The organism is Bacillus sp. YH3-2-B2 (genome assembly GCF_053663335.1).
The window spans coordinates 145,876-167,368 of sequence record NZ_JBSJQE010000003.1; the positions used below are offsets into that span (position 1 = coordinate 145,876).

The 21,493-nt window shown below is 44.5% G+C and carries 25 protein-coding genes, 1 pseudogene and 1 riboswitch; of the genes and pseudogenes, 9 read left to right on the forward strand and 17 right to left on the reverse strand.

The features are described 5' to 3' along the window. Positions 1–63 precede the first annotated feature (63 nt). Positions 64–321, forward strand: coding sequence for a DUF2564 family protein (locus ACWJJX_RS10880; protein WP_007409519.1), 258 nt, complete (start codon positions 64–66; stop codon positions 319–321). A 26-nt stretch (positions 322–347) separates the two neighbouring features. Here the strand turns inward: ACWJJX_RS10880 and ACWJJX_RS10885 are convergent, their stop codons facing one another. Both ACWJJX_RS10885 and ACWJJX_RS10890 read right to left on the reverse strand, forming a co-directional pair. Further along, positions 348–530: a zinc-finger domain-containing protein gene (locus tag ACWJJX_RS10885; RefSeq protein ID WP_003153581.1), complete on the reverse strand. Its 183-nt coding sequence runs from the start codon at positions 528–530 to the stop codon at positions 348–350. Positions 531–532: 2 nt separating this feature from the next. Next, positions 533–1,204 carry a ribonuclease H family protein gene (locus ACWJJX_RS10890; RefSeq protein WP_024085518.1) on the reverse strand — a complete coding sequence of 224 codons (672 nt, stop codon included), beginning with the start codon at positions 1,202–1,204 and terminating at the stop codon, positions 533–535. An 81-nt stretch (positions 1,205–1,285) separates the two neighbouring features. On the opposite strand from ACWJJX_RS10890, the gene ACWJJX_RS10895 reads away from it, so the two are divergent. From ACWJJX_RS10895 to sspL, 3 genes are read left to right on the forward strand one after another with little or no spacing between them, the layout of a single operon-like run. Continuing rightward, positions 1,286–1,966, forward strand: a complete 681-nt coding sequence (locus tag ACWJJX_RS10895) for a queuosine precursor transporter (protein ID WP_077722490.1) — start codon at positions 1,286–1,288, stop codon at positions 1,964–1,966. Positions 1,967–1,972: 6 nt separating this feature from the next. Next, positions 1,973–2,365: a reverse transcriptase-like protein gene (locus tag ACWJJX_RS10900; protein ID WP_031378992.1), complete on the forward strand. Its 393-nt coding sequence runs from the start codon at positions 1,973–1,975 to the stop codon at positions 2,363–2,365. Between the two features lie 51 nt (positions 2,366–2,416). Further along, a complete protein-coding gene (gene sspL, locus ACWJJX_RS10905; protein ID WP_003153575.1) occupies positions 2,417–2,545 on the forward strand; it encodes a small, acid-soluble spore protein L in 129 nt (42 codons plus the stop codon). 5 nt (positions 2,546–2,550) lie between these two features. On the opposite strand, the gene ACWJJX_RS10910 is transcribed toward sspL, so the two are convergent. From ACWJJX_RS10910 to ACWJJX_RS10940, 7 genes are all read right to left on the reverse strand, one after another. Continuing rightward, on the reverse strand, positions 2,551–3,438 hold the full coding sequence (locus ACWJJX_RS10910) for a 5'-3' exonuclease (RefSeq protein WP_070082003.1): 888 nt from the start codon (positions 3,436–3,438) through the stop codon (positions 2,551–2,553). Between the two features lie 95 nt (positions 3,439–3,533). Beyond that, entirely contained in the window at positions 3,534–3,677 is a 144-nt protein-coding gene (locus ACWJJX_RS10915; protein WP_003153570.1) for a hypothetical protein, read from the reverse strand. A 76-nt stretch (positions 3,678–3,753) separates the two neighbouring features. Next, complete coding sequence (locus ACWJJX_RS10920) at positions 3,754–4,011, reverse strand: YpbS family protein (protein WP_031378990.1); 258 nt, start codon at positions 4,009–4,011, stop codon at positions 3,754–3,756. 67 nt (positions 4,012–4,078) lie between these two features. Continuing rightward, positions 4,079–7,660 carry a dynamin family protein gene (locus ACWJJX_RS10925; RefSeq protein WP_454022977.1) on the reverse strand — a complete coding sequence of 1,194 codons (3,582 nt, stop codon included), beginning with the start codon at positions 7,658–7,660 and terminating at the stop codon, positions 4,079–4,081. Between the two features lie 180 nt (positions 7,661–7,840). Next, entirely contained in the window at positions 7,841–7,936 is a 96-nt protein-coding gene (gene fbpC, locus ACWJJX_RS10930; protein ID WP_025284905.1) for a Fur-regulated basic protein FbpC, read from the reverse strand. Between the two features lie 72 nt (positions 7,937–8,008). Beyond that, on the reverse strand, positions 8,009–8,515 hold the full coding sequence (locus ACWJJX_RS10935; protein ID WP_003153565.1) for an isoprenylcysteine carboxyl methyltransferase family protein: 507 nt from the start codon (positions 8,513–8,515) through the stop codon (positions 8,009–8,011). Further along, positions 8,515–9,615: a type III polyketide synthase gene (locus ACWJJX_RS10940; protein ID WP_454022978.1), complete on the reverse strand. Its 1,101-nt coding sequence runs from the start codon at positions 9,613–9,615 to the stop codon at positions 8,515–8,517. Before ACWJJX_RS10940 ends, ACWJJX_RS10935 begins: the two co-directional genes overlap by 1 nt. Positions 9,616–9,780: 165 nt before the next feature. On the opposite strand from ACWJJX_RS10940, the gene ACWJJX_RS10945 reads away from it, so the two are divergent. Continuing rightward, positions 9,781–10,389: a GNAT family N-acetyltransferase gene (locus ACWJJX_RS10945; RefSeq protein WP_182068923.1), complete on the forward strand. Its 609-nt coding sequence runs from the start codon at positions 9,781–9,783 to the stop codon at positions 10,387–10,389. Positions 10,390–10,415: 26 nt separating this feature from the next. Here ACWJJX_RS10945 and ACWJJX_RS10950 read toward each other — a convergent pair whose 3' ends face one another. Then, the gene (locus ACWJJX_RS10950; protein WP_146284443.1) at positions 10,416–10,724 is read right to left on the reverse strand and encodes an MGMT family protein; all 309 of its coding nucleotides are present in this window, start codon (positions 10,722–10,724) and stop codon (positions 10,416–10,418) included. 221 nt (positions 10,725–10,945) lie between these two features. Here ACWJJX_RS10950 and ACWJJX_RS10955 point away from each other — a divergent pair, with 221 nt between their 5' ends. Next, entirely contained in the window at positions 10,946–11,209 is a 264-nt protein-coding gene (locus ACWJJX_RS10955; RefSeq protein ID WP_031378986.1) for a hypothetical protein, read from the forward strand. Positions 11,210–11,555: 346 nt separating this feature from the next. Continuing rightward, positions 11,556–12,139: pseudogene (locus ACWJJX_RS10960) on the forward strand (DUF421 domain-containing protein). Positions 12,140–12,342: 203 nt separating this feature from the next. On the opposite strand, the gene ACWJJX_RS10965 reads toward ACWJJX_RS10960, so the two are convergent. Then, positions 12,343–12,909 carry a cysteine hydrolase family protein gene (locus tag ACWJJX_RS10965; RefSeq protein WP_003153556.1) on the reverse strand — a complete coding sequence of 189 codons (567 nt, stop codon included), beginning with the start codon at positions 12,907–12,909 and terminating at the stop codon, positions 12,343–12,345. A gap of 334 nt (positions 12,910–13,243) precedes the next feature. Here ACWJJX_RS10965 and ACWJJX_RS10970 point away from each other — a divergent pair, with 334 nt between their 5' ends. After that, entirely contained in the window at positions 13,244–13,519 is a 276-nt protein-coding gene (locus tag ACWJJX_RS10970) for a hypothetical protein (RefSeq protein WP_060674168.1), read from the forward strand. Between the two features lie 393 nt (positions 13,520–13,912). On the opposite strand, the gene pbuX is transcribed toward ACWJJX_RS10970, so the two are convergent. The 5 genes from pbuX to ACWJJX_RS10995 form a co-directional block, all read right to left on the reverse strand. Next, the gene (gene pbuX / locus ACWJJX_RS10975; RefSeq protein ID WP_012117824.1) at positions 13,913–15,217 is read right to left on the reverse strand and encodes a xanthine permease PbuX; all 1,305 of its coding nucleotides are present in this window, start codon (positions 15,215–15,217) and stop codon (positions 13,913–13,915) included. Then, on the reverse strand, positions 15,214–15,798 hold the full coding sequence (gene xpt, locus ACWJJX_RS10980) for a xanthine phosphoribosyltransferase (protein ID WP_070082008.1): 585 nt from the start codon (positions 15,796–15,798) through the stop codon (positions 15,214–15,216). Before xpt ends, pbuX begins: the two co-directional genes overlap by 4 nt. A 99-nt stretch (positions 15,799–15,897) precedes the next feature. Further along, a riboswitch (purine riboswitch) is annotated at positions 15,898–15,997 on the reverse strand. Between the two features lie 133 nt (positions 15,998–16,130). After that, positions 16,131–17,633 (reverse strand): carboxypeptidase M32, encoded by a 1,503-nt coding sequence (locus ACWJJX_RS10985; RefSeq protein WP_317461223.1) that lies wholly within the window; start codon positions 17,631–17,633, stop codon positions 16,131–16,133. A 111-nt stretch (positions 17,634–17,744) separates the two neighbouring features. Beyond that, positions 17,745–19,664 carry an ATP-dependent DNA helicase gene (locus ACWJJX_RS10990; RefSeq protein ID WP_167860233.1) on the reverse strand — a complete coding sequence of 640 codons (1,920 nt, stop codon included), beginning with the start codon at positions 19,662–19,664 and terminating at the stop codon, positions 17,745–17,747. A gap of 104 nt (positions 19,665–19,768) precedes the next feature. Beyond that, entirely contained in the window at positions 19,769–19,960 is a 192-nt protein-coding gene (locus ACWJJX_RS10995; protein ID WP_003153550.1) for a hypothetical protein, read from the reverse strand. A 166-nt stretch (positions 19,961–20,126) separates the two neighbouring features. Between ACWJJX_RS10995 and ACWJJX_RS11000 the strand changes: the two genes are divergently transcribed. Continuing rightward, a complete protein-coding gene (locus ACWJJX_RS11000; RefSeq protein ID WP_003153548.1) occupies positions 20,127–20,279 on the forward strand; it encodes a YpzG family protein in 153 nt (50 codons plus the stop codon). 40 nt (positions 20,280–20,319) lie between these two features. Here ACWJJX_RS11000 and ACWJJX_RS11005 read toward each other — a convergent pair whose 3' ends face one another. Beyond that, on the reverse strand, positions 20,320–21,486 hold the full coding sequence (locus tag ACWJJX_RS11005; protein WP_146277064.1) for a THUMP domain-containing class I SAM-dependent RNA methyltransferase: 1,167 nt from the start codon (positions 21,484–21,486) through the stop codon (positions 20,320–20,322). Between the last annotated feature and the right edge of the window lie 7 nt (positions 21,487–21,493).

Sequence of the window (21,493 nt, forward strand, 5' to 3'; positions counted from 1 at the left end):
TTTTCTATTTTCCGTACATATTTCTAAAAAAAATCTCCAAACTATTTGCGGAGGTGTTTTTTAATGGACTCTGAATTTTTTCCAAACGGACTGACGGATAAACGCCAGCTTGAATTAGCAGTGGAAACTGCCCAGAAAACAACGGGAGCGGCTACCCGGGGCCAAAATTCAACTTTGGTGGAATCTGCTTACCAAGCGATTCAGGATGCCAGAACGATGTCACAATCCAGTGAACTGCAAGCTCTCGACCAGGATTTTCTGCAAAAGCAGCGAATGCTTCTCGACGATTGCCAGCATCAGCTTGATGAATTCGAAAAATAAAACCGCAGAAGCTGCGGTTTTATTTTTTATTGATTTGTCAGCACCTTGCCGTAGGCTTTCAGCTTCTCCCCCACCGTGCATTGGTTGATACAGAAAGAATGAGCGTGCGTTTTTCCAAACTCTTTGCGGAAATGCTTTTTTACGAAACAGTCTTTGCAATATTCATCCTGAAGCTCTGTCAATTCTTTATAAATGCTTTTTTTATCCAATATCAGTCATCTCCGTTACCTTCTAATGTTATGCGGCTTTCAATTTGCCGGTCCGAGAGAATTTTTCTGGCAAGGTCATCCGCTTCTTGATTTTCCTTTCGGTTTACGGCTTCATATGTCGGTGTCAGCTTTAAGGATTCGAGCAGCGCTTCAATTTTATCCAGCCATTCGTTTTGCGTTTCATCATAACACGGCCAGCTGCCGTCAAGCTGATGCAAAACGACGAGGGAATCCCCTCTTATCGTGATTGAATTTCTGCTTGCGCCAAGTTCCTGCACTTCCTTAAGCGCTTCGTACAAAGCGGCATATTCCGCCTCATTGTTCGTCTGAAGCGTTAAGCTTTTGTTTTTCCGTATGCGATGCCGCTTGCCGCCGAGAGAATAATACACGACAATTCCGAGTCCTGCGCGTCCGCTTGTTTTGTCAAAGCCGCCGTCGAAATACACTGTAATGTCGTCAGGTTCGTACGCAAGTTCTTCAGTAAGCTTTTCTAATTCTTTAAGCGTCCAGCTCGCGCCTTTTTCATCCTCAAAATAAATGTCTTTTATATAAGGAAAGCGGCTGACTTCTCTTGCAAGCATGCGCGCTTTCGGAACGGTCAGCCAATCTTCGGAAAAAAACGCGACAGGGCCTGTTCCTTTTGCTTCTATTTCGATATACGGCTTAAGATTCATTGAAATCACCTTACCATTCATTAGTTGACGGGCGTGTGCTATAATCAAACCATTCTCAAATTGAAAGGAAGTCAGCAGGTTTTGTTTAACGATGTGTTATGGATCTTATTTGCGGTCATTCATTTTATCATTGTTCTTCTGTTTTATAAAGGATTTGGCAAAACGGGCCTATTCGTATGGATCGGTTTCGCCACGGTGTGCGCCAACTTGCAGGTTGTCAAAACAGTTGAGCTGTTCGGGCTCACGGCAACACTGGGAAATATCATGTACGGCACCGTTTTCTTCGCAACGGATGTGCTGAACGAAAAATACGGTCCCCGGGAAGCGCGCAAAGCCGTCTGGCTCGGCTTTTCCACTCTGCTCGCTTTAACATGCGCCATGCAGGGGGCTCTTTTATATAAACCGGCTGCGTCAGATATCGCACAGCCTGCCCTTGAGACGATTTTCGGTTTTCTGCCGCGTGTTGCGCTCGGAAGCCTCTTGGCTTTTATTTTCAGCCAAACGATAGATGTTTATGTATATTCAGCCATTCGGAGAATCTTTCCTTCAGACAGGCTTCTCTGGCTCAGAAACAGCGGAAGCACGGCCCTCAGCCAGCTGCTGGATACATTTATCTTCACTGCCGTGGCCTTTCTCGGCGTTTATTCCGCGGGCGTCTGGTTCAGCATCTTTATTTCGACTTATCTGATTAAATTTGCGGTATCACTCATTTCTGTCCCTTATGCGTATGCGGCAAAACGAATGACACCGAAGGGAGAGTGACGGATGATGCCCGCTGAAATTTACGTGGACGGTGCAAGCGCCGGAAACCCGGGCCCGTCCGGTATCGGTATTTTTATTAAACATGACGGGAAAACAGAATCTTTCTCAATTCCGATCGGCGACCATTCAAATCAGGAAGCTGAATTTCTCGCTTTAATTGAAGGAATGAAGCTGTGTGCCGCCCGCGGATTTGAGTCCGTGTCATTCCGGACGGATTCGGATATCGTGGAGCGGGCCGCGGATCTTGAAGCGGTTAAAAACAAGGCTTTCCAGCCGTTTGTGGATGAAATCGTCCGATTAAAGGCCGGGTTTCCATTGTTTTTCATTAAGTGGATTCCCGGCAGACAAAACCAAACAGCCGATCAGCTCGCAAAAAAAGCGATTCGGCTGAATAAATAACCGGAATGAAATTGCGTCTCACTGTTCATCCTACAAATGAGGTGAACAGCTGTGAGAAAAGAAAATAAAGGCCGGCTGACCGGGGGCGTGAATCCTCAGGGAAATATGGAAGGAAATGCGCATAAAGACCCGAAATCAGCCCTTGAAAACAACGCAAAAAAAAGCAATACAAAACGCTAGAGGGATCAGCTGATCTCTCTGGCGTTCAGCTTTTCGAGCATTCTTTCAATTCCTTTTATCTGATGGCGTCTGAGCATTAAGGATGCTTCTTCCATCTTCAATGAAAAAAGTGCTTCTTCAAGCGTACAGACTAACGGCACCTCGCAATGTATTTCAGCAAGCTGCCTTGACAGCTCCAATTCTTTCAAGCTTTGCTGAATTTTCGTTTGCTGGCCCTTCGGCAAGAGAGCGAGGCTTTCTAATAACCGTTCTATGTTTTCGTATTCACGGATCAGCTTGTACGCCGTTTTTTCCCCGATCCCTTTAACGCCGGGATAGTTATCGCTTGTGTCTCCCATCAGCGCCTTAATGTCAATCAGCGCTTTTGGCGGAACCCCCGTTTCTTCTCTGAATATCTCATCTGTATATACCTTATAATTGCCGATACCCTTTTGCAGCAGCGCTACTTGAACTTGTTCATTCAGCAATTGAAGCAGATCTTTATCGCCCGTTACAATCGTAATTTCCGCTTCCCCGGCAAATAGGGCAGAAAGCGTACCGATACAGTCATCCGCCTCATAGCCTTTTATGCCGATGTTTAAAAACCCGAGCTCTCGCGCTGCTTCTTTCGCTAAATCAAATTGCGGAATCAGCTCAAGCGGCGGTTCGCTTCTGTTGGCCTTATAATCTTGAAACAAATCATTGCGGTACGTTTTGCTCCCCATATCCCAGCAGCAGACGACATGTGTGGGCTGAAACGTATCAACCGCCGTGATGAGATGCTTTAAAAAACCGTTGACGCCGTTTGTCGGGATTCCGTTTTCATTTATCATAAAATTGCGATGAACGGCCGTCGCGAAAAACGAGCGGAACAAAAGCGCCATGCCGTCAACGAGCAGTAATTTGTTATTCATATATCGAAACTCCTTTTTTTATTCAATGTTCCTATTTTACCAAAGAAGGCGGTAAAAAAACAGCATCCCCCCATTTGGAAGATGCTGCCCTCACGTTACTCACCGTGTCTTTTATTGCTTGCCATCAGCTTTTCAGCTTCACGGCCGGCATAGGAATCAAATTTCTGTCCGAAACCGTTTTTCTTTTTGGCATTGTTATTCTGCTGAGCATTTCTGTTTCCCAGTTTTGTTCTGCCCATGGTCATATCCCCCTTTAGAGAAGATACGGATAGTATGTACAGCAAGCGCTGATGACACACGCGGCAGGTTCATCCATTACTGTCTGCTGACGAATTCTTTCACCATCTCTTCACTTACGAATCGTCTTTGCGGCACGATGCCCTTTTTCGCCAGCTGGTTCATTTTTGCGGTGATGCCATTGATGGCATCTGTCGTGAACGGTTCATTCTGTCTGCATTTTACAATGGCTTCTTCAATGGCCTGTTCACGCTCATAGTCAAGCTGTACAAATGTTTTGACGTGCTGATGCTGTTTTGCGGAATGTGCTGAAATTGCTTTATGGACTTCTGACATAAAAGGTTTCATCTCGCTTTTTTCATTTTAGTCTACCATGACTGTTATCTGCCCGCCAACCGGATTTTTAAATTTTCAGCATTTCATCTTTCTTTTTCCATGCTTTTTCGGCTTCGTAAAGGTGTTCAATTTCCCTTGCACTCGTATTTTCCGCAAGACCTTGTAAATAAGTGTCCCGCTGCTCGTGGATCTGGGACAGGCTTTTATCCGCCATGTCTTCTTGCAGACGGCGCACCTGCTCAGTATATCGCTCTGAAAGGCTTTCTTTCTCCTGCTCAAGCCACTTTTCTGTCACTTTTTGCAGGCTGAGCCTGAGCCCTTCCACAAACGCTGCTTTTCCGTTCTGTTCAAAAAACTGCTTCGGCGATTTAACTTCTTTTATGTGATGTGTGAATGCCGAGACGTCAATGACCGGAGCGACCTCTTTCAGCTGAACGGCAAATTCGTTTTCGGCGCTCACATAAATAGAGAAATCTCCGTCTTCCATAAGCTTCTTCTGACAGTTTTCCATCCATTCCTCAGTCATATGACGCTCAATAAAACCGGTCATCCGGATATCGAGCGTTTTCAGCTCTTGAATATATTCAAAACGGAATTCCTTGAGCGCTTCATTCAGCGCCGCTGATATATTTTGTTTCCAATCACCGTTTTGAAGACCCGGATGGAAGGCGGTTTTCAGCATATCATTCGCATAAAACGTCAGGCGATGTTTAATGTGATAGAGCTGCTCTTCCGTATCTTTCATCACTTTTCGAATGATGACCTCAGACGTACGGCGCTTTGAAATGTCAGCGAGAGCTTTTTCATAGGAAGACTCCAGACGCTTTTTCTTTTTCTCTTTTTCTTCTGCCGACTGGTGAAGAGATTCGTGAAGCTGTTCCACCATATCGCACAATTTGTCGGCCTCTGTTTTCAGCTGGGCGCAGCTTGCCCTCATTACATCTTCCTCAATAAAGTGCTCAAGCCCGGTTCTTACATCAGAGAACCTGTTATAAAAAGCTGCTTTTTTACCCGCAAGCTCTTCTTTACTTGAGACATGATATAATTTCGGCCGGTTAATTCCCTCTTTTGAGAGTTCTGAGCGGACATAGTCTTTGACGGTTTCCAGCTCGCTTTCGGTTTTGGCCAGATCTGCGGCGTTAATGACAAAAAACATTTTATCCATGCCGAATGATTCTTTGACGAGGCCGAGTTTCTTCAGAAAAGACCTGTCTCCTTTTGAAAAAGAATGCTGATAGTACGTCATATAAAAGAACGCGTCAGCATCTTTTATATATTGAAAGGCAAGTTCCGTATGGCGCTTGTTTATACTGCTTGCTCCCGGCGTATCAACAATGGTGATGCCTTTTTGCGTGAGAGGCGAATCATAATACACGGTGACTTCTTTTACGCAGCAGGCCGTTTTTTCTTCCGCTGCATACGGTTTTAAATCTTCAACCGGCACCGTCAGTGTCAGCCTTTGACGGATCTGTTCTTCATACGAATCAAACGCCTGCAGCATCGTCTGAATCACCGGGATAAGTTCATCCGGAACTTTTCCCTTTTTAATGGCATAATTCCATCTCTCTTTCAGTGAATGTCCCTTTACATCAGCGTCTTTCAGCTCAGTCAGCTGAAGCATTTCAGCGTCCAGCTCCTCCTCCGTTTTAAAAACGATCTCCGCAGATTTATGCGGTTTGCCGGCTTGCGGTTTCGTTATTTTGTTGATCGTAGCCGTTGTGGGCGTCGGTGATGACGGAAGCACGTATTCACCGACAAGCGCATTTGCAAATGATGATTTACCGGAACTGAATCCGCCGAATAACGCCAAGGTAAACTGGCGGTTTTCAAGCCGCTCAATCCTGCTTCGAAAGGCTTCTGCCTGTTTTCCTAATATGCTCGAGGATTCAAGAATCCCGGCAAGCTCATAGAATCGATCATTCTGCTCTTTTATAGGAAGTTCCTTCATCGCATTTTTTTCGGGCTTGTTTACTTCATACTGTACAGTCTCTTTTGGTTTCTCTATTTGGACGGGCGCTTTTGCAAGACGTTTTTTTCGCGTATACCAGTCGCCGCTTCCCGTATCACAGGTCAATTCTTCTTCCCACAAAGCGCGGACCCGGGCTGCTTTTTCCAAGGCATTGCGTTCTTCTTTTGCCGATTGCGCGAGCTCATCCCTTATCTTCTTTTCTTTTTCGAGCCGGTTTTTCAAGTTCTCAATGAGCGGTCCGTTTTTTGCCTGAACATAAGCGGTCAGCTCCTCAATGAGTTCCGCTGTTTGTCTTTTGGCTTCCCTTCTGATCATCTCAGCGAGGTCTTTCGTATAAGTTAATACGTATTCAGATGAAAAGGCCGCTCCCTGCTTAATGGCCTGAGCGGTGATATCATCAGAAAGCGGTGTGCGGTACGCCTGGATTTTCTTGATCAGTTCGTCCGAATCCGCTTCATACCGCTTGGCCGCTTTCGTAAATGTGTCGATAATATGCCAATCCGCTTCCCCTTCCGTTCTTTTTTTAATATCGGCAAAAAATTCAGCATGCCTTCTCTCTTTCTCCTGAGCCGTTTTCGCTTTTGAAAAGAATAATCCGGTTTTAAATGAGGGCTGCTGTGATTCAATATAAGCAGATGCAAGCTCCCTCATCTCAAAAGGTGTCAGATTAGCGTTCTGCAATATGTTCTGCACGTCTTTTCTGATGTCTTTCTCTGCTGTTTCAGCCTGTTGAACGGCTTTTTTAAGCTCATCTTCAACAGAACGGACAAGTGCTTCTTGTTTGTCAAACTGCTCTCCGCTGCCGTTTTTATCTTCTTTTACGAGCATCTCTGTATGCTCTTTGACTAAGTGTGCGACTTTTCTCTCCGTTAAGGACCATAAATTTGATTTTGCCTGCTGTTTCAGCTTCTGCAGATGTTTTTTCAGCTGTTCCATGCCGTTTAAAGGATGGTCAGACTCAGTGACAGACGTAAAGAAAAGCGATTCTTTCGGTATTCCCGAGCCTTCAAGCATATCTTCCACCTGCCTGCGGTACTCTTCAAACTTCGTTTCGGTTTCATCATGCCTGTCAATTTGGTTGACGATCAGAAACAAATTCGGAATACGGTCTTTGATGGAGCTGAGAAACAGCATATTTTCTTCTGAATGAACGTGATTATAATGAACGACGTAAAATAAAGCGTCAGCCTGATGGAGAACCGAAGCCGCCGATAAAAAATGCGCTTCGTCCGTCGAATCAATTCCCGGTGTGTCAATGTAGGCCGCATAAGGCTCTGACTCCTTAAAGCCGGCATAGACTTCCACCGTTTCAATTTGCTCACCGTCTTTACAGAATTGCTGCACTTGTTTTTTATCGTAACTTCCTTTAATTTCTGCATAAGCCCCGTCCGTCGTATGAAGCACGACTTTATCTTCACCGTGGCGGATGACAACGAGGTTGGCGCTTGTGGGAATCGGGCTTGTCGGCAGTATGTCTTCACCGAGCAATGTGTTTAATAAAGAGGACTTTCCGGCCGAATAATGCCCGGTAAACGCGATATAAACCTCTTCATCAGCCGCTTTTTTCATAATGGCTGCGAGCTGATCGGCCCGTTTTTCATCCTGATGATCCAAAAATTGTGCGTATAAGGCACCCGTTCTGCTGAAAATCTCCCTGTTATGGCGTTCTTCTTCTGTCATGTGTCTTTACCCCTTTGTGTCTGTCGCATCAAATGACGTTTTCATTTTTAGAAAGCTCTGAAAAAAACCTCTCCCCCATTTTACACAAGAATGGCCTACTTTTCTTCAGGAAACGTAAAAAAGCCGCCGATATCGGCAGCTGATAAAAAAAACACCCGCGGCATTAAAAACCGCAGATGTTTAAGAAGACATCGATTTATTCGAAACTTTTTTCAATACGAAACCAATTAAAACACTGTATGTACAAACGGCTGCAAATAAAAATAACATTGTCATTTTCGGCACCACCTTGAATGAGAATCATTTTCATATTTACATCTTATCATGAGTGAGAATGATTTTCAATCTCTATTTTGCGGTGTTTTCTTCTAGCGCTTTCTCTTCGGCGCGAATCCTCACAGTGAGCATGCAGGCATTGAGAATCGAAAAGAGAAACAGTGTCCAATATGCTCCGTATAACAGCGGCAGAAAAATAAATTCTAAGATGACGACCGCGTAGTTCGGGTGCTTCATCCACCTGTACGGCCCCTTTCTGACAAGCTCCGCATCCGGCACGACAAGAATTTTCGTATTCCAATACCGCCCTAATGATAATAGAGCCCAATACCTGATCCCCTGTACAAATAAAATAATACATATAATGGCGGCCCACCTTGGAGAAAGCGTTTTTTGAAACGCCGCCACCTCAGCTGTAAGAGAGACAAAAAAGAGCACGTGCATCAGGACGAGAAAGGGATAATGTCCTTCTCCGTATTCGACTGCGCCTTGCTTTTTCACCTTCTGCTCATTGCGCCGGGCCACGATCATCTCCGCAATCCGCTGGGCCGCAAGCAGCATGATAAACAGCCAAAACATTAAGAAGCCCCCTTTTCCCAGCTGAACAGCAAAAGCTCAGACGAAAATCCCGGCCCGAGAGCGCCGATCAGCCCTTTTTCGTTTTCTTTCTGCCGGCCGCGGAGCAACTGTTCTTTTATCACGTGAAAAATAGTTGCGGAAGACATGTTGCCGTGTTTTTGCAGCACCTTCCGAGATGCCGCAAGCTGACCGGTGTCCATTGAAAGACTCGTTAAATAGGCGTCAATGACCTTTTTCCCGCCTGGATGGGCAAGAAAGGTTTTAATGTCGTGAGGACCGACACCATATTCTAATAAAAATTCATCAACATTGTCCTTCAGCCACTGTGAAACCAGGGTGGGAATATCTCTTGAAAAAATGACTTGAAAACCGCTGTCGGTGAATTCCCAGCCCATCACATCTTCCGCATCCGGCATCATCACCGATTGAGTGGCAAATATCCGCGGAAGAAGCGGCTGTTTGACGTCGTTTCGGTTCGCCTTTTCCCCTCCGATTAGTACTGCGGCAATTCCGTCCGCAAACAGGGAAGTTCCGATTAAGTTGCTTTTTGACTTGTCGTTCGGCTGAAACGTTAAGCTGCAGAGTTCAGCCGCGATGACAAGCACGTATGCTTCAGGATATGCGCGGCAGTATTCGTACGCCCTGGACAGGCCGGCCGCTCCGCCCGCGCATCCTAAGCCCCAGATCGGTATCCGTTTTGTTTTCGCAGAAAACGGCAGCTGATTCATCACTTTCGCTTCAATGCTGGGTGTCGAAAGCCCGGTGCTGGAAATAAAAAAGATCGCATCCACTTTTTCATATGGGAAGGGATTTGTTAAACAATCCGGGTTTGTTAAACAATCAAGCGCCGCATCCGCACTATGCTTAACGGTTTCTTCCGTATACAGCCGGTTCTTTTCTGAAAAACCCCGCGCCGTTTTATACCATTCAATCGGCCGGACAAACTGCCTTGATTCAATTTCGCCGTTTTGAAAGGCTTTTAACAGCCGGTCAATATCCTTAAATGAATCGGCAAACATCCCTCTCGCAAAATCTGCCGCCGTTTCTTGCGAGACATGATATTCCGGAATGCTCGTTCCGACCGACAACACATATGCCATGCCCATCACCTCTTCACATAAAGGTTTCCGCTTTTTTCCTGAATGTATGCATAAGTTTGAATCGAGGATTTCACTGACATGCCATTTTAATTTAAAATTGGCCCTTTTGAATGATAAACCGTTCGACTATACTTGATCCATTCATAAAAAAAGGTTGTGATAAGCATGCTGAAACCCGTCATTCTTAAAGGGTCACTCGTTCAGTTAGAGCCGATGACGATTGATCACTCTCAGGCACTTTGTGAAGCTGCTTCAGAAAATAGGACGACTTACGCTTACACCCATGTTCCTGACGGAATCGAAGAAACAAAGCGTTATATTGAACGTGCGCTTTCCGATTATGAAAAAGGACTTGCATTGCCATTTGCAGTACGGAGTCTTGAAACAGACCGAATCGTCGGAAGCACGCGGTTTATGGATGCGGAAGTGTTTACGCGGCCGGCGGACGCAGCCCCGGAAGTGTGTGAGATCGGCAGCACATGGTATGCCTCTGCCGTACAGCGGACCGGTGTCAATACGGAATGTAAACTTCTGTTGCTGACCCATGCGTTTGACGCGTGGCAAGCTGTCAGGGTGACGTTGAAAACCGATGTTCGCAACCAGCGCTCACGAACTGCGATTTTGCGGATCGGTGCCCAATTTGAAGGAATCCGCCGCGCGCATATTCCGGCTGTCGACGGCGGCCTCAGAGATACCGCCTACTACTCCATCCTTCGGGCGGAATGGCCTTATATCCGGCAAAACCTTTCTGGCCGGCTCGCAGCATATAACTGAAAAACCTGCCGATATACGGAAGGTTTTTACATATTCGGATCATGGACGTATAAATTGAGATCGATCCGTCCGTCTGAGGTGACCGCTACCCCCTCAGCTTCAAGAGACAGCTTCTGTACAGAAAACATCTCTTCATCTCTTAATCCGATTTCACCCTTTGCATTGATGACCCTGTGCCAAGGAAGACGATGCTTTTTACTCATGGAGTGAAGAATCCTCACAACCTGCCTCGCTCCCTGCGGACTTCCCGCAAGACCGGCAATTTGACCATACGTCATCACTTTTCCTTCAGGAATCTGTTTGATAATGGCTACCGCCCGTTCCGTAAATGTCATGTAACTCCTCATTTCGCAAGAGCAGATGATTTTCGAGAAAATCATCCACTTCCTGTTCTTATTTTTATAGATGATAATTGCTTCATCATCATACTTATTACATCTCTGCGTTTAAATAGATTATCTGTTTGTTCACAAAAAATTAACAAAGATAGGCATGTACATGTTTAACATAATATGTAATAATACAATTGTATTAAAAAAGAAAAGGAGTGTTTGCAATGAAAATGAAAAAAGCTTTAGCCGGCTCAGCCCTATCACTCGCTTTACTCTGTTCTGCCGCCCCTGCTTTTGCCGCAGGTCCTGCTGATACACCTTCTGCAGAAAGCAAAACGAAGGAAGTATCTGCTTTGGCGACGTTCATACTTAATGGTTCTGGCCCTGATTATCCTACTTCAATTTACCAGAATGGAATCACCTATTATTTAGACAACATCACCTTCCATGGTGCTGATGGCACTTGGACAGCCGTCTACAAAAGCTGATTTTTCATGACGGCGGAATGATTGTCTTAAGTAACAACTAAAAAGCTGCTAATATAAGGGGGCTTTGCCCCTTTTTTTAGTTTCACTGCCTTTTATAATTGATCCAGCATATAGCACCTAGGTGCGTAATTTCATTTCACCCGATGATCATTATCAGTCGTACTGTTTTCTGCTTTTAGACGCAAAAACACATAATCTAAAATTCTCTCCCGCGTGTCTATCCAAAAGCCGAGTCTCAACTCTATCAATCCGGAACATTTTATCGACGCCTGAGTTCCCCAGCTAACGTTAAGAAACCTCTTACTTGCTCTTTTATTTTTGATAAAACACAATCCAGGGTGATAACATGAGATTTGCTTGGGAAGAATTAATTATAATTGCATTCGGAATGATTTTACTGAGAATTTCAGGGAGAAAATCCATTGCACAAATGACCATTGCACAGACAATGGTGATGATTTCAATCGGTACGATTATCGTTCATCCCATTTTAGAAACTAGTTTATTGAAAACATTAATCGCTGCGTCTATCCTTTTTAGTGCTTTGATTTAGATGGAATGGTTTCAAGTAAAAGTAAACTGGATTGAATTTTTTTAACCGGAAAATCTAAATTTGTTATAGAAGACGGCCAACTCAATATAGAAAACTTAAAGAAGCTGAGACTGACAGCAGATCAACTCGAAATGCGTCTAAGGCTTCTTGGCATTTCAAAAATAAACACAATTAAATATGCCACTTTAGAAGCTAATGGACAATTAGGCTACGAATTAAAAGATGACTGTAAGCCTTTAACCATCAAAGATCTTAAAAATGTGATCGATCCAAAATTCCTTAACCATGAGTCTCCATCTCAAATAGAGGGTCAAGCCAATCTATTTGAGGAAATCAAAAGACACCAGACTCAGCACAAGCCAAAAAATCTTGAATAATTCGCTGATTAGTAAAGCCTTTTGTTATTCAAAACCGAAGCCGAATCACACCGTTAACCGCGCCAATCATTTTTTACAAACCCGTTTTACAAGAAACAAAAAAGCATCTGAAGCAGATGCCTTTTTTCCGACGAGGTCCTTGTATGCGCCTGAATATGCTTTTCAGCCGCCATACCCACCGCCGGCCTTACCCATAATGTTAATCAGTTTGTTTTTATAAAATCATTGATTAATTGATCAGTCGTTAATATTGTGGCAAATTCGTCATGCAATGTAGCCAGAGATATATTGTGAATAGTCTCGGCATCATAATATGTATCATTTTGGTCTTTCATTCCGAAGGCTGCTGTTGCATCTGAAATCAGGTAGGTATCAAACCCTAAATTACCGCTCATTCTTGTAGTTGTTGAAACACAATGGGGCGTAGTCAAACCAGTTATTACGACAGTTGTTATATCATTTGATTTTAAAATCTCTTCTAGATTAGTCCCGATAAAGCTGCTGTTTACTTTCTTGGTTATAATGACTTCTTTATCCATAGGTTTAACGATTTCCTTTATAGCAACCCCCTCATTCTTAGGATAAAACAAAGAACCAGGTTTATCAGAAATATGTTGTATGTATATGACTGTCCATCCTTTTTCTCTCCATAATTTCAGTATTTTACTAATGTTTTCTTCCGCTTTTACGTTATTTCGTTCTCCCCATTTTTTATCATCGAAAGCTTTTTGTACATCTACAATGATTAACGCTTTTTTCTTTTCTGCCACCAGATAACCTCCTATATTGAAAATTAGTATTTATAACATTTTAAATAAAGTTTTTACTTTTGTACAATTGTTTCAGTTTTAAATTTCATATCACACCTTTCCCGTTGGAAAAGCGCTGGAATAGCTAAAGCAAACACTCACTCAAAGGCTGCAGTTCACCAGAGGCCAGCAATAATCAACTCTTTTTCTCTATATACTTATCAGTATCCCTTTTGCCATCCACTCCCCTAACAAAATTCACGCTACGCTCACAAAATATTAACAAAAAACCCCTTGGTTATTTTTGTATTTCATGTAATAATACAAGTGTATCAAAAACAAAGGAGTGTTTAAAATGAAATTAAAAAAAGTTTTAACTGGTTCTGCCTTGTCTCTCACTTTACTCGTTTCCGCTTCCCCTGCTTTTGCATCCAGCCCTGGCAATACAAATAGCGACTCAACTCAAACAAAAATTTCGACACAAGCGACCAAAGATTCTTTTACAATGGATTACCTTCATAGATGGGATATCCCAAATACAACTGTTAAAAATGGTGTTACTTATTACCTTAAGAAAGTAGAGATAATCGAAGGGTTCTATCGCGCAACTTTTGAAGGATGGATTAATTAGAAGAAGGGGCTTTCCCTTCTTTTACTCTCTTTTGTAAGGATCGGTGCACAAGACACTCCCCCTCAGTGCCCATCCTGCAGTTTCATTTCGGCATCAGGCATTTCATTCCATGTCTCAACCAAGTTTCGTGTCATCACAGTGCGAGCAATGATATTGTTTACGATATGATCCCCCATTCTCCTTTTTTTTCTTACATTTAGTCATATGTTCACGTACATATAGTTCGGGACGGTTTTTCGGCGAAATAAGGCGGATGCCGCATCACCCAATTTGTTTTTTTTCAAACAATGAAACTAATAAAAAAAAGAGAATGCCTCGCAAAAAGTTCAGCAACTTTCGGAAGCATCCTCGATCTGGATAAAATAAGATGTTATTTTAAAGAAAAACGGGTGATTACCCCTCTTGAACCCTTGTCACATCAAGGGTTTTTTTCGTTTTAGGAATCATATTATAAATAATATTCAAAAGGACGGCGGTAAAGCTTCCGGCGACGATTCCGTTTGTGGTCAAAAGATTTAAGTAAGACGGCAGGTGCTTAAACATATCGGGAACGACGGTTACACCGAGTCCCAATCCGACCGAACACGCGACGATCAGAAGGTTTTCCTGCTTTTTAAAGTCAATTTGACTGAGCATTTTAATGCCGTAGGAAATGACCATGCCGAACATGGCCACCATCGCGCCGCCCAGTACTGAAGACGGGATGATGGTCGTGAAGGCTGCGATTTTCGGAAAAAGGCCGAAGAGCATTAAAAGTGCGCCCGTGACACCGATGACCGCGTTTTTCTTAATCCCCGTCAGCTGCACGAGGCCGACGTTTTGGGAATAGGCCGTATACGGAAAAGCATTGAAAATGCCGCTGATGAATACCGCCAGACCTTCCGCGCGGTAGCCTTTTGCTAAATCACGTTCAGACAGGCGCCGGTTTGTCAGGTCACCGAGAGCGAAATAGACGCCGGTTGACTCAACAAGGCTGACAATGGCAACGATGGACATCGTAATAATCGGTGCCGCATGAAATGTCGGCGTCCCGAAATAAAACGGTTTAATCATTTGAATTGCGTCAGCATTCGCCACATTGTCAAATTGCACTTTTCCCATGAAATAAGCGATGGCCGTCCCGATGACAATGCCGATTAAAATCGAAATGGATTTCAAAAATCCTTTTGTAAACCGATAAAGCAGCACGATGATGACAAGCACCGTAAATCCGAGGGCAAGGTTAGCCGGATCACCGAAATCCTTGCTGCCTTCCCCGCCGGCAATATGATTCATCGCGACCGGCATTAAGGTCATCCCGATAATCGTCACGACAGATCCGGTTACGACAGGAGGAAAAAAGGATACGAGCTTGCCGAAGAAAAATGACAGCAGAATGACAAGCAGACCCGATGCCAAAATACTTCCGTAAATGGCTGAAATCCCGTACTCCTTACCGATAGAAATAATCGGCGCTACCGCGGTGAACGTACAGCCGAGCACAACGGGCAAGCCGATGCCGAAACATTTATTCCTCCATACTTGAAGCAGCGTAGCCGCCCCGCACATAAAAATGTCAATTGATACGAGATATGTCAGCTGTTCTGCGTTCAGTCCCAATGCCGCTCCTACAATTAAAGGAACAACGACGGCGCCGGCATACATGGCAAGCACATGCTGGATACCGAGGGAAAGTGTTTTGGCATAGCCGTTTTTCATGAACGGACCTCCTGTACAAATGTCACTTTTCCGTCTTCAAGCGATTGAATTCTCGCCAGTGATTCGACCCGGCATCCTTTTTTCACCAGCTCGTCTCTTCCCGGCTGAAATGACTTTTCAATGACGATTCCGATCCCGCAAACTGCTGCGCCTGCTTGTTTTACGATGGACAAAAGCCCCTCTGCCGCCTGTCCGTTCGCTAAAAAGTCGTCAATGATTAACACGCGGTCTTCTTTCGAGAGATGATTTCCGGAGATTGCAATCTGACTTTCTGTTTTTTTCGTGAAAGAATAGACGGACGCCGTCAGCAGATCATCCGTTAACGTGAGAGACTTCCTTTTTCTCGCAAAGATGACGGGAACGCCGAGTTCAAGACCGGCCATTACCGCAGGGGCAATGCCCGAAGATTCAATTGTGACGATTTTGGTTATCTCGTCTTTTTCAAAACGGCTCGCAAATTCCCGGCCGATCTGCTGCATGAGAACCGGATCAATTTGATGGTTTAAAAAAGAATCCACTTTCAGCACTTGATCAGAAAGAACGATTCCGTCTTCTGCTATTTTTCGTTTTAATGCTTCCACAATGATTACCCCCGCTTATAAAAAATAAAAAAAGCATTGCCCGCTCTCCAAAAAAAGAGCAAGCAATGCCGAATGATCTACACGTAACAGCCGAATAAAGCCGTCCCATTGCTCACTCATAGTCGGACATTTACGGTGACCGGTAGAAACTTGCGTGCCATATCCACGCGATTATATGAGTGTTCGTATGATATTAATCAAATTATAACAAGATACACTTCTTTTGCATAGTGAAATTTGAATATTTCCGAACTTTTACAAAGAATTAGTTTTCGATTATTCGTCTTTTTAGAATTTTTAGAAAAACGCCCGGTGTATGCCGGGCGTTTCGTTTATAAATATAAATTTGAATATTTGCCGTCGAGATACTCAATGAGATATTGAACGTTCAATTCTTCTCCCGTTGCATCTTTTATGATATCAAGCGGCATTTTGCGTCTTCCGTGTTGATGAACCTTTTCTGTCAGCCATTGTTTGATCGGCTCAAAGTCGCCCCGTTCTATTAATTGATCAAATTCAGGCAGATCCTCAAGCATGGTATGCTTCAGCTGTGCCGCATACATATATCCGAGCGCATAGGAAGGGAAATAGCCGAAATCGCCGCCCGCCCAATGTACGTCCTGCAAAATGCCTTTTGCGTCAGATGGCGGCGTAATGCCTAAATAATCATGATATTTTTGATTCCACAATGCCGGCAGTTCTTCCACTGTCACTTCATTGCTGAAAATCGCTTTTTCAATTTCATAACGGATAATAATATGAAGCGGATATGTCAGCTCATCGGCTTCAATTCGGATAAAGGACGGTTTCGCCTCGTTTACGGCGCGTACAAAATCCTCTCTTTTTACATTTTGAAATTGATCAGGTGAAGCCTCAACCATTTTTTCATAATAGGCGGTCCAGAATTGTTGATTTCTGCCGATAAAGTTTTCATAAAATAACGATTGGGATTCATGAATTCCCATGGATGCACCGTCAGATAAGTTCGTTCCGCTCAGCGCTTCGTCAATATTCTGCTCGTAGATCGCATGCCCGCATTCATGAATCGTTCCGAAAATCGCCGTGCGGAAATCGTTTTCGTCATATCTGGTCGTCACCCGCACATCGCCGCGGTTGATCGTCGTCATAAACGGATGAACCGTTTCGTCCAGGCGGCCGCCGTCAAACTCATACCCAAGTTCTTTTAAGAAATACAAGGAGAGATCTCTTTGTTTTTCTTTCGGAAACGTTTTCGTTATAAAGGAAGTGTCCGGTTTATTTCCGGATGCCGTCACTTTTTTGACAAGCGGAATGATCGCTTCCTTCAATTCAGAAAACAGCTGATCCAGCACCTTTACCGTAACGCCCGGTTCGAAAATATCGAGCAATGCGTTGTATGGATGATCTTCATAGCCCCAATACGAAATAAACCGCTTATTAAAATCAATCAGCTTCTCAAGGTACGGAGCAAACATAGAGAAATCAGAGGCTGCCCTTGCCTCCTCCCAAGCCGTTTCCGCTTTCGATGTCAAAATGACATATTCTCTATACTCATCTTCAGGTATTTTTTTATTATGATCATAATCTTTTTTTGCAAGTTCCGCAGCTTTCACTGTATCTTCAGAGAGCTCTTCTGCATGCGCGAGAAGGATGTCAATCAGCTCTTTCATCCGGTCGGATGTCTGGATTTGAAAAACGTCAGCCGACAGCTGCCCGATGCTTTCCGCCCGGTCATCAGAACCTTTTTTCGGGGCTCCCGTTCTTGAGTCCCAATGCATGAGCGCAATGGCTTCTTCATAGTGGGATACTCTTTTTAACAGATCAAAAAACTCTTTTTCATATGTATGTAAATCCATATCCGTTCCCCTCCCTTTTCACTATCAATTACAGGCTAATGGAACGCCGTAATAAAGTCAACTTCCCGGATTTAAAAAAGCCGCAGGATAAGATTCCTGCAGCTTTTGTTTTTATATGATTTTCGGTGTAACAGGCAAGACCTTTTTGACTTCGGCCAGGACCCGTTCACTTTCTCCGCCCGCATAAATGGATATGGTTCCGCTGTCCTGATTAGAACGGATGAGGCGGCCGATTCCCTGCCGGACTCTCAAAAGCATGTACGGCAGATCAACTTCCTCAAACGGATCTTTTTTCGCTCCGTTTCGCTTTGCGGTAAACACAGGATCATGAGGCGGATACGGCAATGCCCAAATGGTCACATTCCGGAGCGAGTCACCGGGAATGTCAAGACCTTCCCATAAGTGGACGGAACAAAGCACGGATTCTTCATCCCGCTGGAATTTTTCGACCAGACTGCTGATCTCCTCGTCACCTTCGTAGTAAATCGGATACGGCAGCTCCCACGCGGCAGCCTGTTCTTTAAATTCCTTCATGTCTTCAAAGGAAGGGAAAAGAACGAGAGTGCGTCCTTCATTCTCCTTAATGGTTTCAATCGTTTCGGCTGTTTTCTGCTCAGACGTCATGTCACCGTGAAGCGAAACAGACATTTGCTCCTCGTAATCGTACGGAGATTCAACGGTAAATGATAAAGGATCACGGATTCCGAGACTGTCAGCGATATAATCAAATGAACCGCCCTCAGAAAGAGTGGCCGATGAGAAGATATAAGGAATCTTTTTAGAAAAGACCTTTTCTCCCAAAACTTCGGCTACAGTTCTCGGCATAACGACAAACGTTGAGTCTGTATCCCGCGTTTCAAGCCAGCTGATGGCATCCTTTTGATACAGCGACAGCGAATATGCCATTTGTTCGACGTATTCTTCTACGACTGACAGCTCGTACTTATCGATCGTATACATTTCCGATTCAAATACGAGCGCCTCGCCGATTTTATCGAGCAGACGGCACAGTTCGTCAGCCGCACGCTTAACACGCTGGTCGTTTTGGATGTCCAATCGGTGAGAGCCGGCGATTTCCTTCGATTCCTCTGACAGCACATAGAAAAACTCATCGTTTGCGGCAAGGGCATCTTCAATCAGTTCGGCGAATTCCTCTCTGATGTCATTTTGAAGCAGACGCTCTAAAAACAGCTCAAGCGTCGACTGCTTCACACGATACGTTAACGCTTTTTGCGCGGCGAATTCCAGCAGATGTCCTTCATCAAACACGACGGCGCTGTGATCCGGCAAAAGCGGCAGCTGCCCTTCCCTTTTGCGTGATTCTTCCGTCCATACATGCTCCATGTAGAAATCATGGGAGCAAACAATCAGATCCGTTGATTTTCTGTAATGATCTCTTGAAAGTGTTAAACCGCATCTATGTCTCATATCACATGTTAAACAATCTTGGAAGGAATCATAGCTGACGCCTGCCCACTCTTCATTTGTCAAATCAGCGTACTGTTTGCGGTCGCCGTACGGATAAAAGCGCTGCATCGCTTGTGATTCGTGTACGAATGAAGGCAGCGACTCATAAAGATCCAGCCACTTTTCATCATCAGAACGCTGCATCGTTTTCTCAAGCTTTTTCAGACACAGATACTGCTCATGGGATTTGGACAGCCGTGTATCAATCTGCAGATCCAAATGTTCTGTCAGCTTGGAAATGTCGCCTTCTTTTTTGACAAGCTGTTCAATTAACGTTTCATCGGCGCATGCGATAATGGCCGGTTTACCCGTATATCTGGCATAGCTGATGGCAAACAGCAGATACACCAGCGTTTTCCCCGTACCGACTCCTGCCTCAGCGAACATGACCTTTTTCTCTTTAAATGCCCGTTCAAGCTGAAACGCCATAAATACCTGCTCATCCCGAAGGTCAAAGCCTTTCTCGGGAAGGATATCGTAAAACACGTCACCAATCCAATTGTTCAATTCTTCGTAAAAATTCTTTTCTTTTGTTAAAGCAAAAGGCAAACGTGATGTTGTCACCCAACTCCAACCCCTAACTATTCGGCATTCAGACCATCTATAATATCATTTAACCCTTTTCAATACAACAAAAAAACTTGGCCACGCCAAGTTTTTGTCATTACTCATTTCCGGTTAATGATATGTGTACATAGGAACGGATGGTCTGTTGAATGTGTATGTTTTACCGCATTTTCAAGTTCTTCCTGTGCGTGTGTCATGGCGGAAGGACCGAACTCCGCTCCGGCTTCCTCCAGCCGGAAAGCAGTTGCGTCTAACGCCTTTTGTATTTTACTGAAGTGCTCGCTGTTCAGCATAAAATAAGATCACCTCTCAAATAGAAATAATCATCATTCTATGCCGATGCTTCACTTTCTATACATGCCATCCTGAATGATCCGCACCTGACCTGCACAAACTACAACAGATATTCGATCGAATATCCATCTTCACAAAATTATTCTATCCGGGAGTGATGGTTACATGAGTTATAAAGATCGATTAGATCAGCATTCTGAATTGTTTCATCACAATTGGACGCGGCCGAAACGCTCTAAATCGCAGGTGAACGGCCACACCGAAATGTCCCAGACCAACATTATTTTACGGAGCAACGCAAAAGCGCACCGCTGGTAATGGCAGAATAAAACGTAAAGATGCCGGAGAAGACGCTGTTTCAGGCGTCTTCTCTTTGTTGCGGCTTTTTCCGCTGCGGCCGCACTTTAGCCCAGTACTGATAATAATCCGTTTTGATAAAACCGTTAAAGAGCTTCCGTTTTTTTGTTGCTTTTCTTCCGTAGACCTCTTCAAATTGTTCATTTGACGTTAACATGTAGACAGACCATGTATCAAGAGATTCAAATGCCCGGCCCATTTCTTTATACATCTGCTCGACTTCCTTTTTTTCGCCGAGCCGTTCGCCGTACGGAGGGTTTCCGACGATAACGCCGAATTCGAGTTTCGTCGTAAAATCCTGCACTCGCATCTGCTTGCATTCGATCAGGTCCCCAAGTCCCGCTTCTTCTGCGTTTTCTTTGGCGATGTTTACCATCCGGTGATCCACGTCACTGGCAAAAATCTGCAGCGGCTGATCATAGTTCGCCTTTTCTTCCACTTCAAGGCGCGCCTTGTCCCACAGTTCTTTTCCGATCCATTCCCAGCCTTCTGAAGCAAAATCACGGTTAAAACCCGGAGCAATGTTTTGCCCGATTAAAGCGGCTTCGATGGCGATCGTGCCGGAACCGCAGAACGGATCGACGAACGGACGGTCAGGCGTCCAGTTGGTTAACAGAATTAACGCGGCAGCGAGCGTTTCTTTAATCGGAGCTCCGCCCTGATCAACCCTGTATCCCCGTTTGTGAAGGCCTGTTCCTGATGAATCCAGCGTAAGCACCGCTTTATCTTTTAAAAGGGAAATCTCCACCTTATACTCGGGTCCCGTTTCTTCAATCCATTCATTTTGTTTTCCTGATTGAAGTTTCAGCTTTTCCGCTATCGCCTTTTTGACGATCCGCTGGCAGTCGGGCACACTGGCAAGCACTGATTTCACGGACTTTCCGATAACGGGGAACTTTGCGTTTTCGGGAATGTACGCGCGCCAGTCAATCGCTTTTGTTTTTTCAAACAGCTCATCAAACGTTTTTGCCTGAAACTCGGCGACCTGTACTTTAATGCGGTCAGCCGTCCGCAGCCATAAGTTAGCGCGGCAGATCGCAAGCGCATCTCCTTCAAAAATGACTTTTCCGTTGTCTACTTTGCATTCATAACCTAAATCACGCACTTCTTTGGCGACGATCGCTTCAATTCCCATCGGCGCCGTCGCTATTAGTGTGTACTTCTTCATCGTATCA

Bases quoted from the DNA above. Each gene is read 5' to 3' on its own strand.
- ACWJJX_RS10880 (WP_007409519.1), top strand. From the start codon at position 64: ATGGACTCTGAATTTTTTCCAAACGGACTGACGGATAAACGCCAGCTT.
- ACWJJX_RS10890 (WP_024085518.1), bottom strand. From the start codon at position 1,204: ATGAATCTTAAGCCGTATATCGAAATAGAAGCAAAAGGAACAGGCCCT.
- ACWJJX_RS10900 (WP_031378992.1), top strand. From the start codon at position 1,973: ATGCCCGCTGAAATTTACGTGGACGGTGCAAGCGCCGGAAACCCGGGC.
- ACWJJX_RS10910 (WP_070082003.1), bottom strand. From the start codon at position 3,438: ATGAATAACAAATTACTGCTCGTTGACGGCATGGCGCTTTTGTTCCGC.
- ACWJJX_RS10915 (WP_003153570.1), bottom strand. From the start codon at position 3,677: ATGGGCAGAACAAAACTGGGAAACAGAAATGCTCAGCAGAATAACAAT.
- ACWJJX_RS10920 (WP_031378990.1), bottom strand. From the start codon at position 4,011: ATGTCAGAAGTCCATAAAGCAATTTCAGCACATTCCGCAAAACAGCAT.
- ACWJJX_RS10925 (WP_454022977.1), bottom strand. From the start codon at position 7,660: ATGACAGAAGAAGAACGCCATAACAGGGAGATTTTCAGCAGAACGGGT.
- fbpC (WP_025284905.1), bottom strand. From the start codon at position 7,936: ATGACAATGTTATTTTTATTTGCAGCCGTTTGTACATACAGTGTTTTA.
- ACWJJX_RS10935 (WP_003153565.1), bottom strand. From the start codon at position 8,515: ATGTTTTGGCTGTTTATCATGCTGCTTGCGGCCCAGCGGATTGCGGAG.
- ACWJJX_RS10940 (WP_454022978.1), bottom strand. From the start codon at position 9,615: ATGGCATATGTGTTGTCGGTCGGAACGAGCATTCCGGAATATCATGTC.
- ACWJJX_RS10945 (WP_182068923.1), top strand. From the start codon at position 9,781: ATGCTGAAACCCGTCATTCTTAAAGGGTCACTCGTTCAGTTAGAGCCG.
- ACWJJX_RS10950 (WP_146284443.1), bottom strand. From the start codon at position 10,724: ATGACATTTACGGAACGGGCGGTAGCCATTATCAAACAGATTCCTGAA.
- ACWJJX_RS10955 (WP_031378986.1), top strand. From the start codon at position 10,946: ATGAAAATGAAAAAAGCTTTAGCCGGCTCAGCCCTATCACTCGCTTTA.
- ACWJJX_RS10970 (WP_060674168.1), top strand. From the start codon at position 13,244: ATGAAATTAAAAAAAGTTTTAACTGGTTCTGCCTTGTCTCTCACTTTA.
- pbuX (WP_012117824.1), bottom strand. From the start codon at position 15,217: ATGAAAAACGGCTATGCCAAAACACTTTCCCTCGGTATCCAGCATGTG.
- ACWJJX_RS10985 (WP_317461223.1), bottom strand. From the start codon at position 17,633: ATGGATTTACATACATATGAAAAAGAGTTTTTTGATCTGTTAAAAAGA.
- ACWJJX_RS10995 (WP_003153550.1), bottom strand. From the start codon at position 19,960: ATGCTGAACAGCGAGCACTTCAGTAAAATACAAAAGGCGTTAGACGCA.
- ACWJJX_RS11000 (WP_003153548.1), top strand. From the start codon at position 20,127: ATGAGTTATAAAGATCGATTAGATCAGCATTCTGAATTGTTTCATCAC.
- ACWJJX_RS11005 (WP_146277064.1), bottom strand. From the start codon at position 21,486: ATGAAGAAGTACACACTAATAGCGACGGCGCCGATGGGAATTGAAGCG.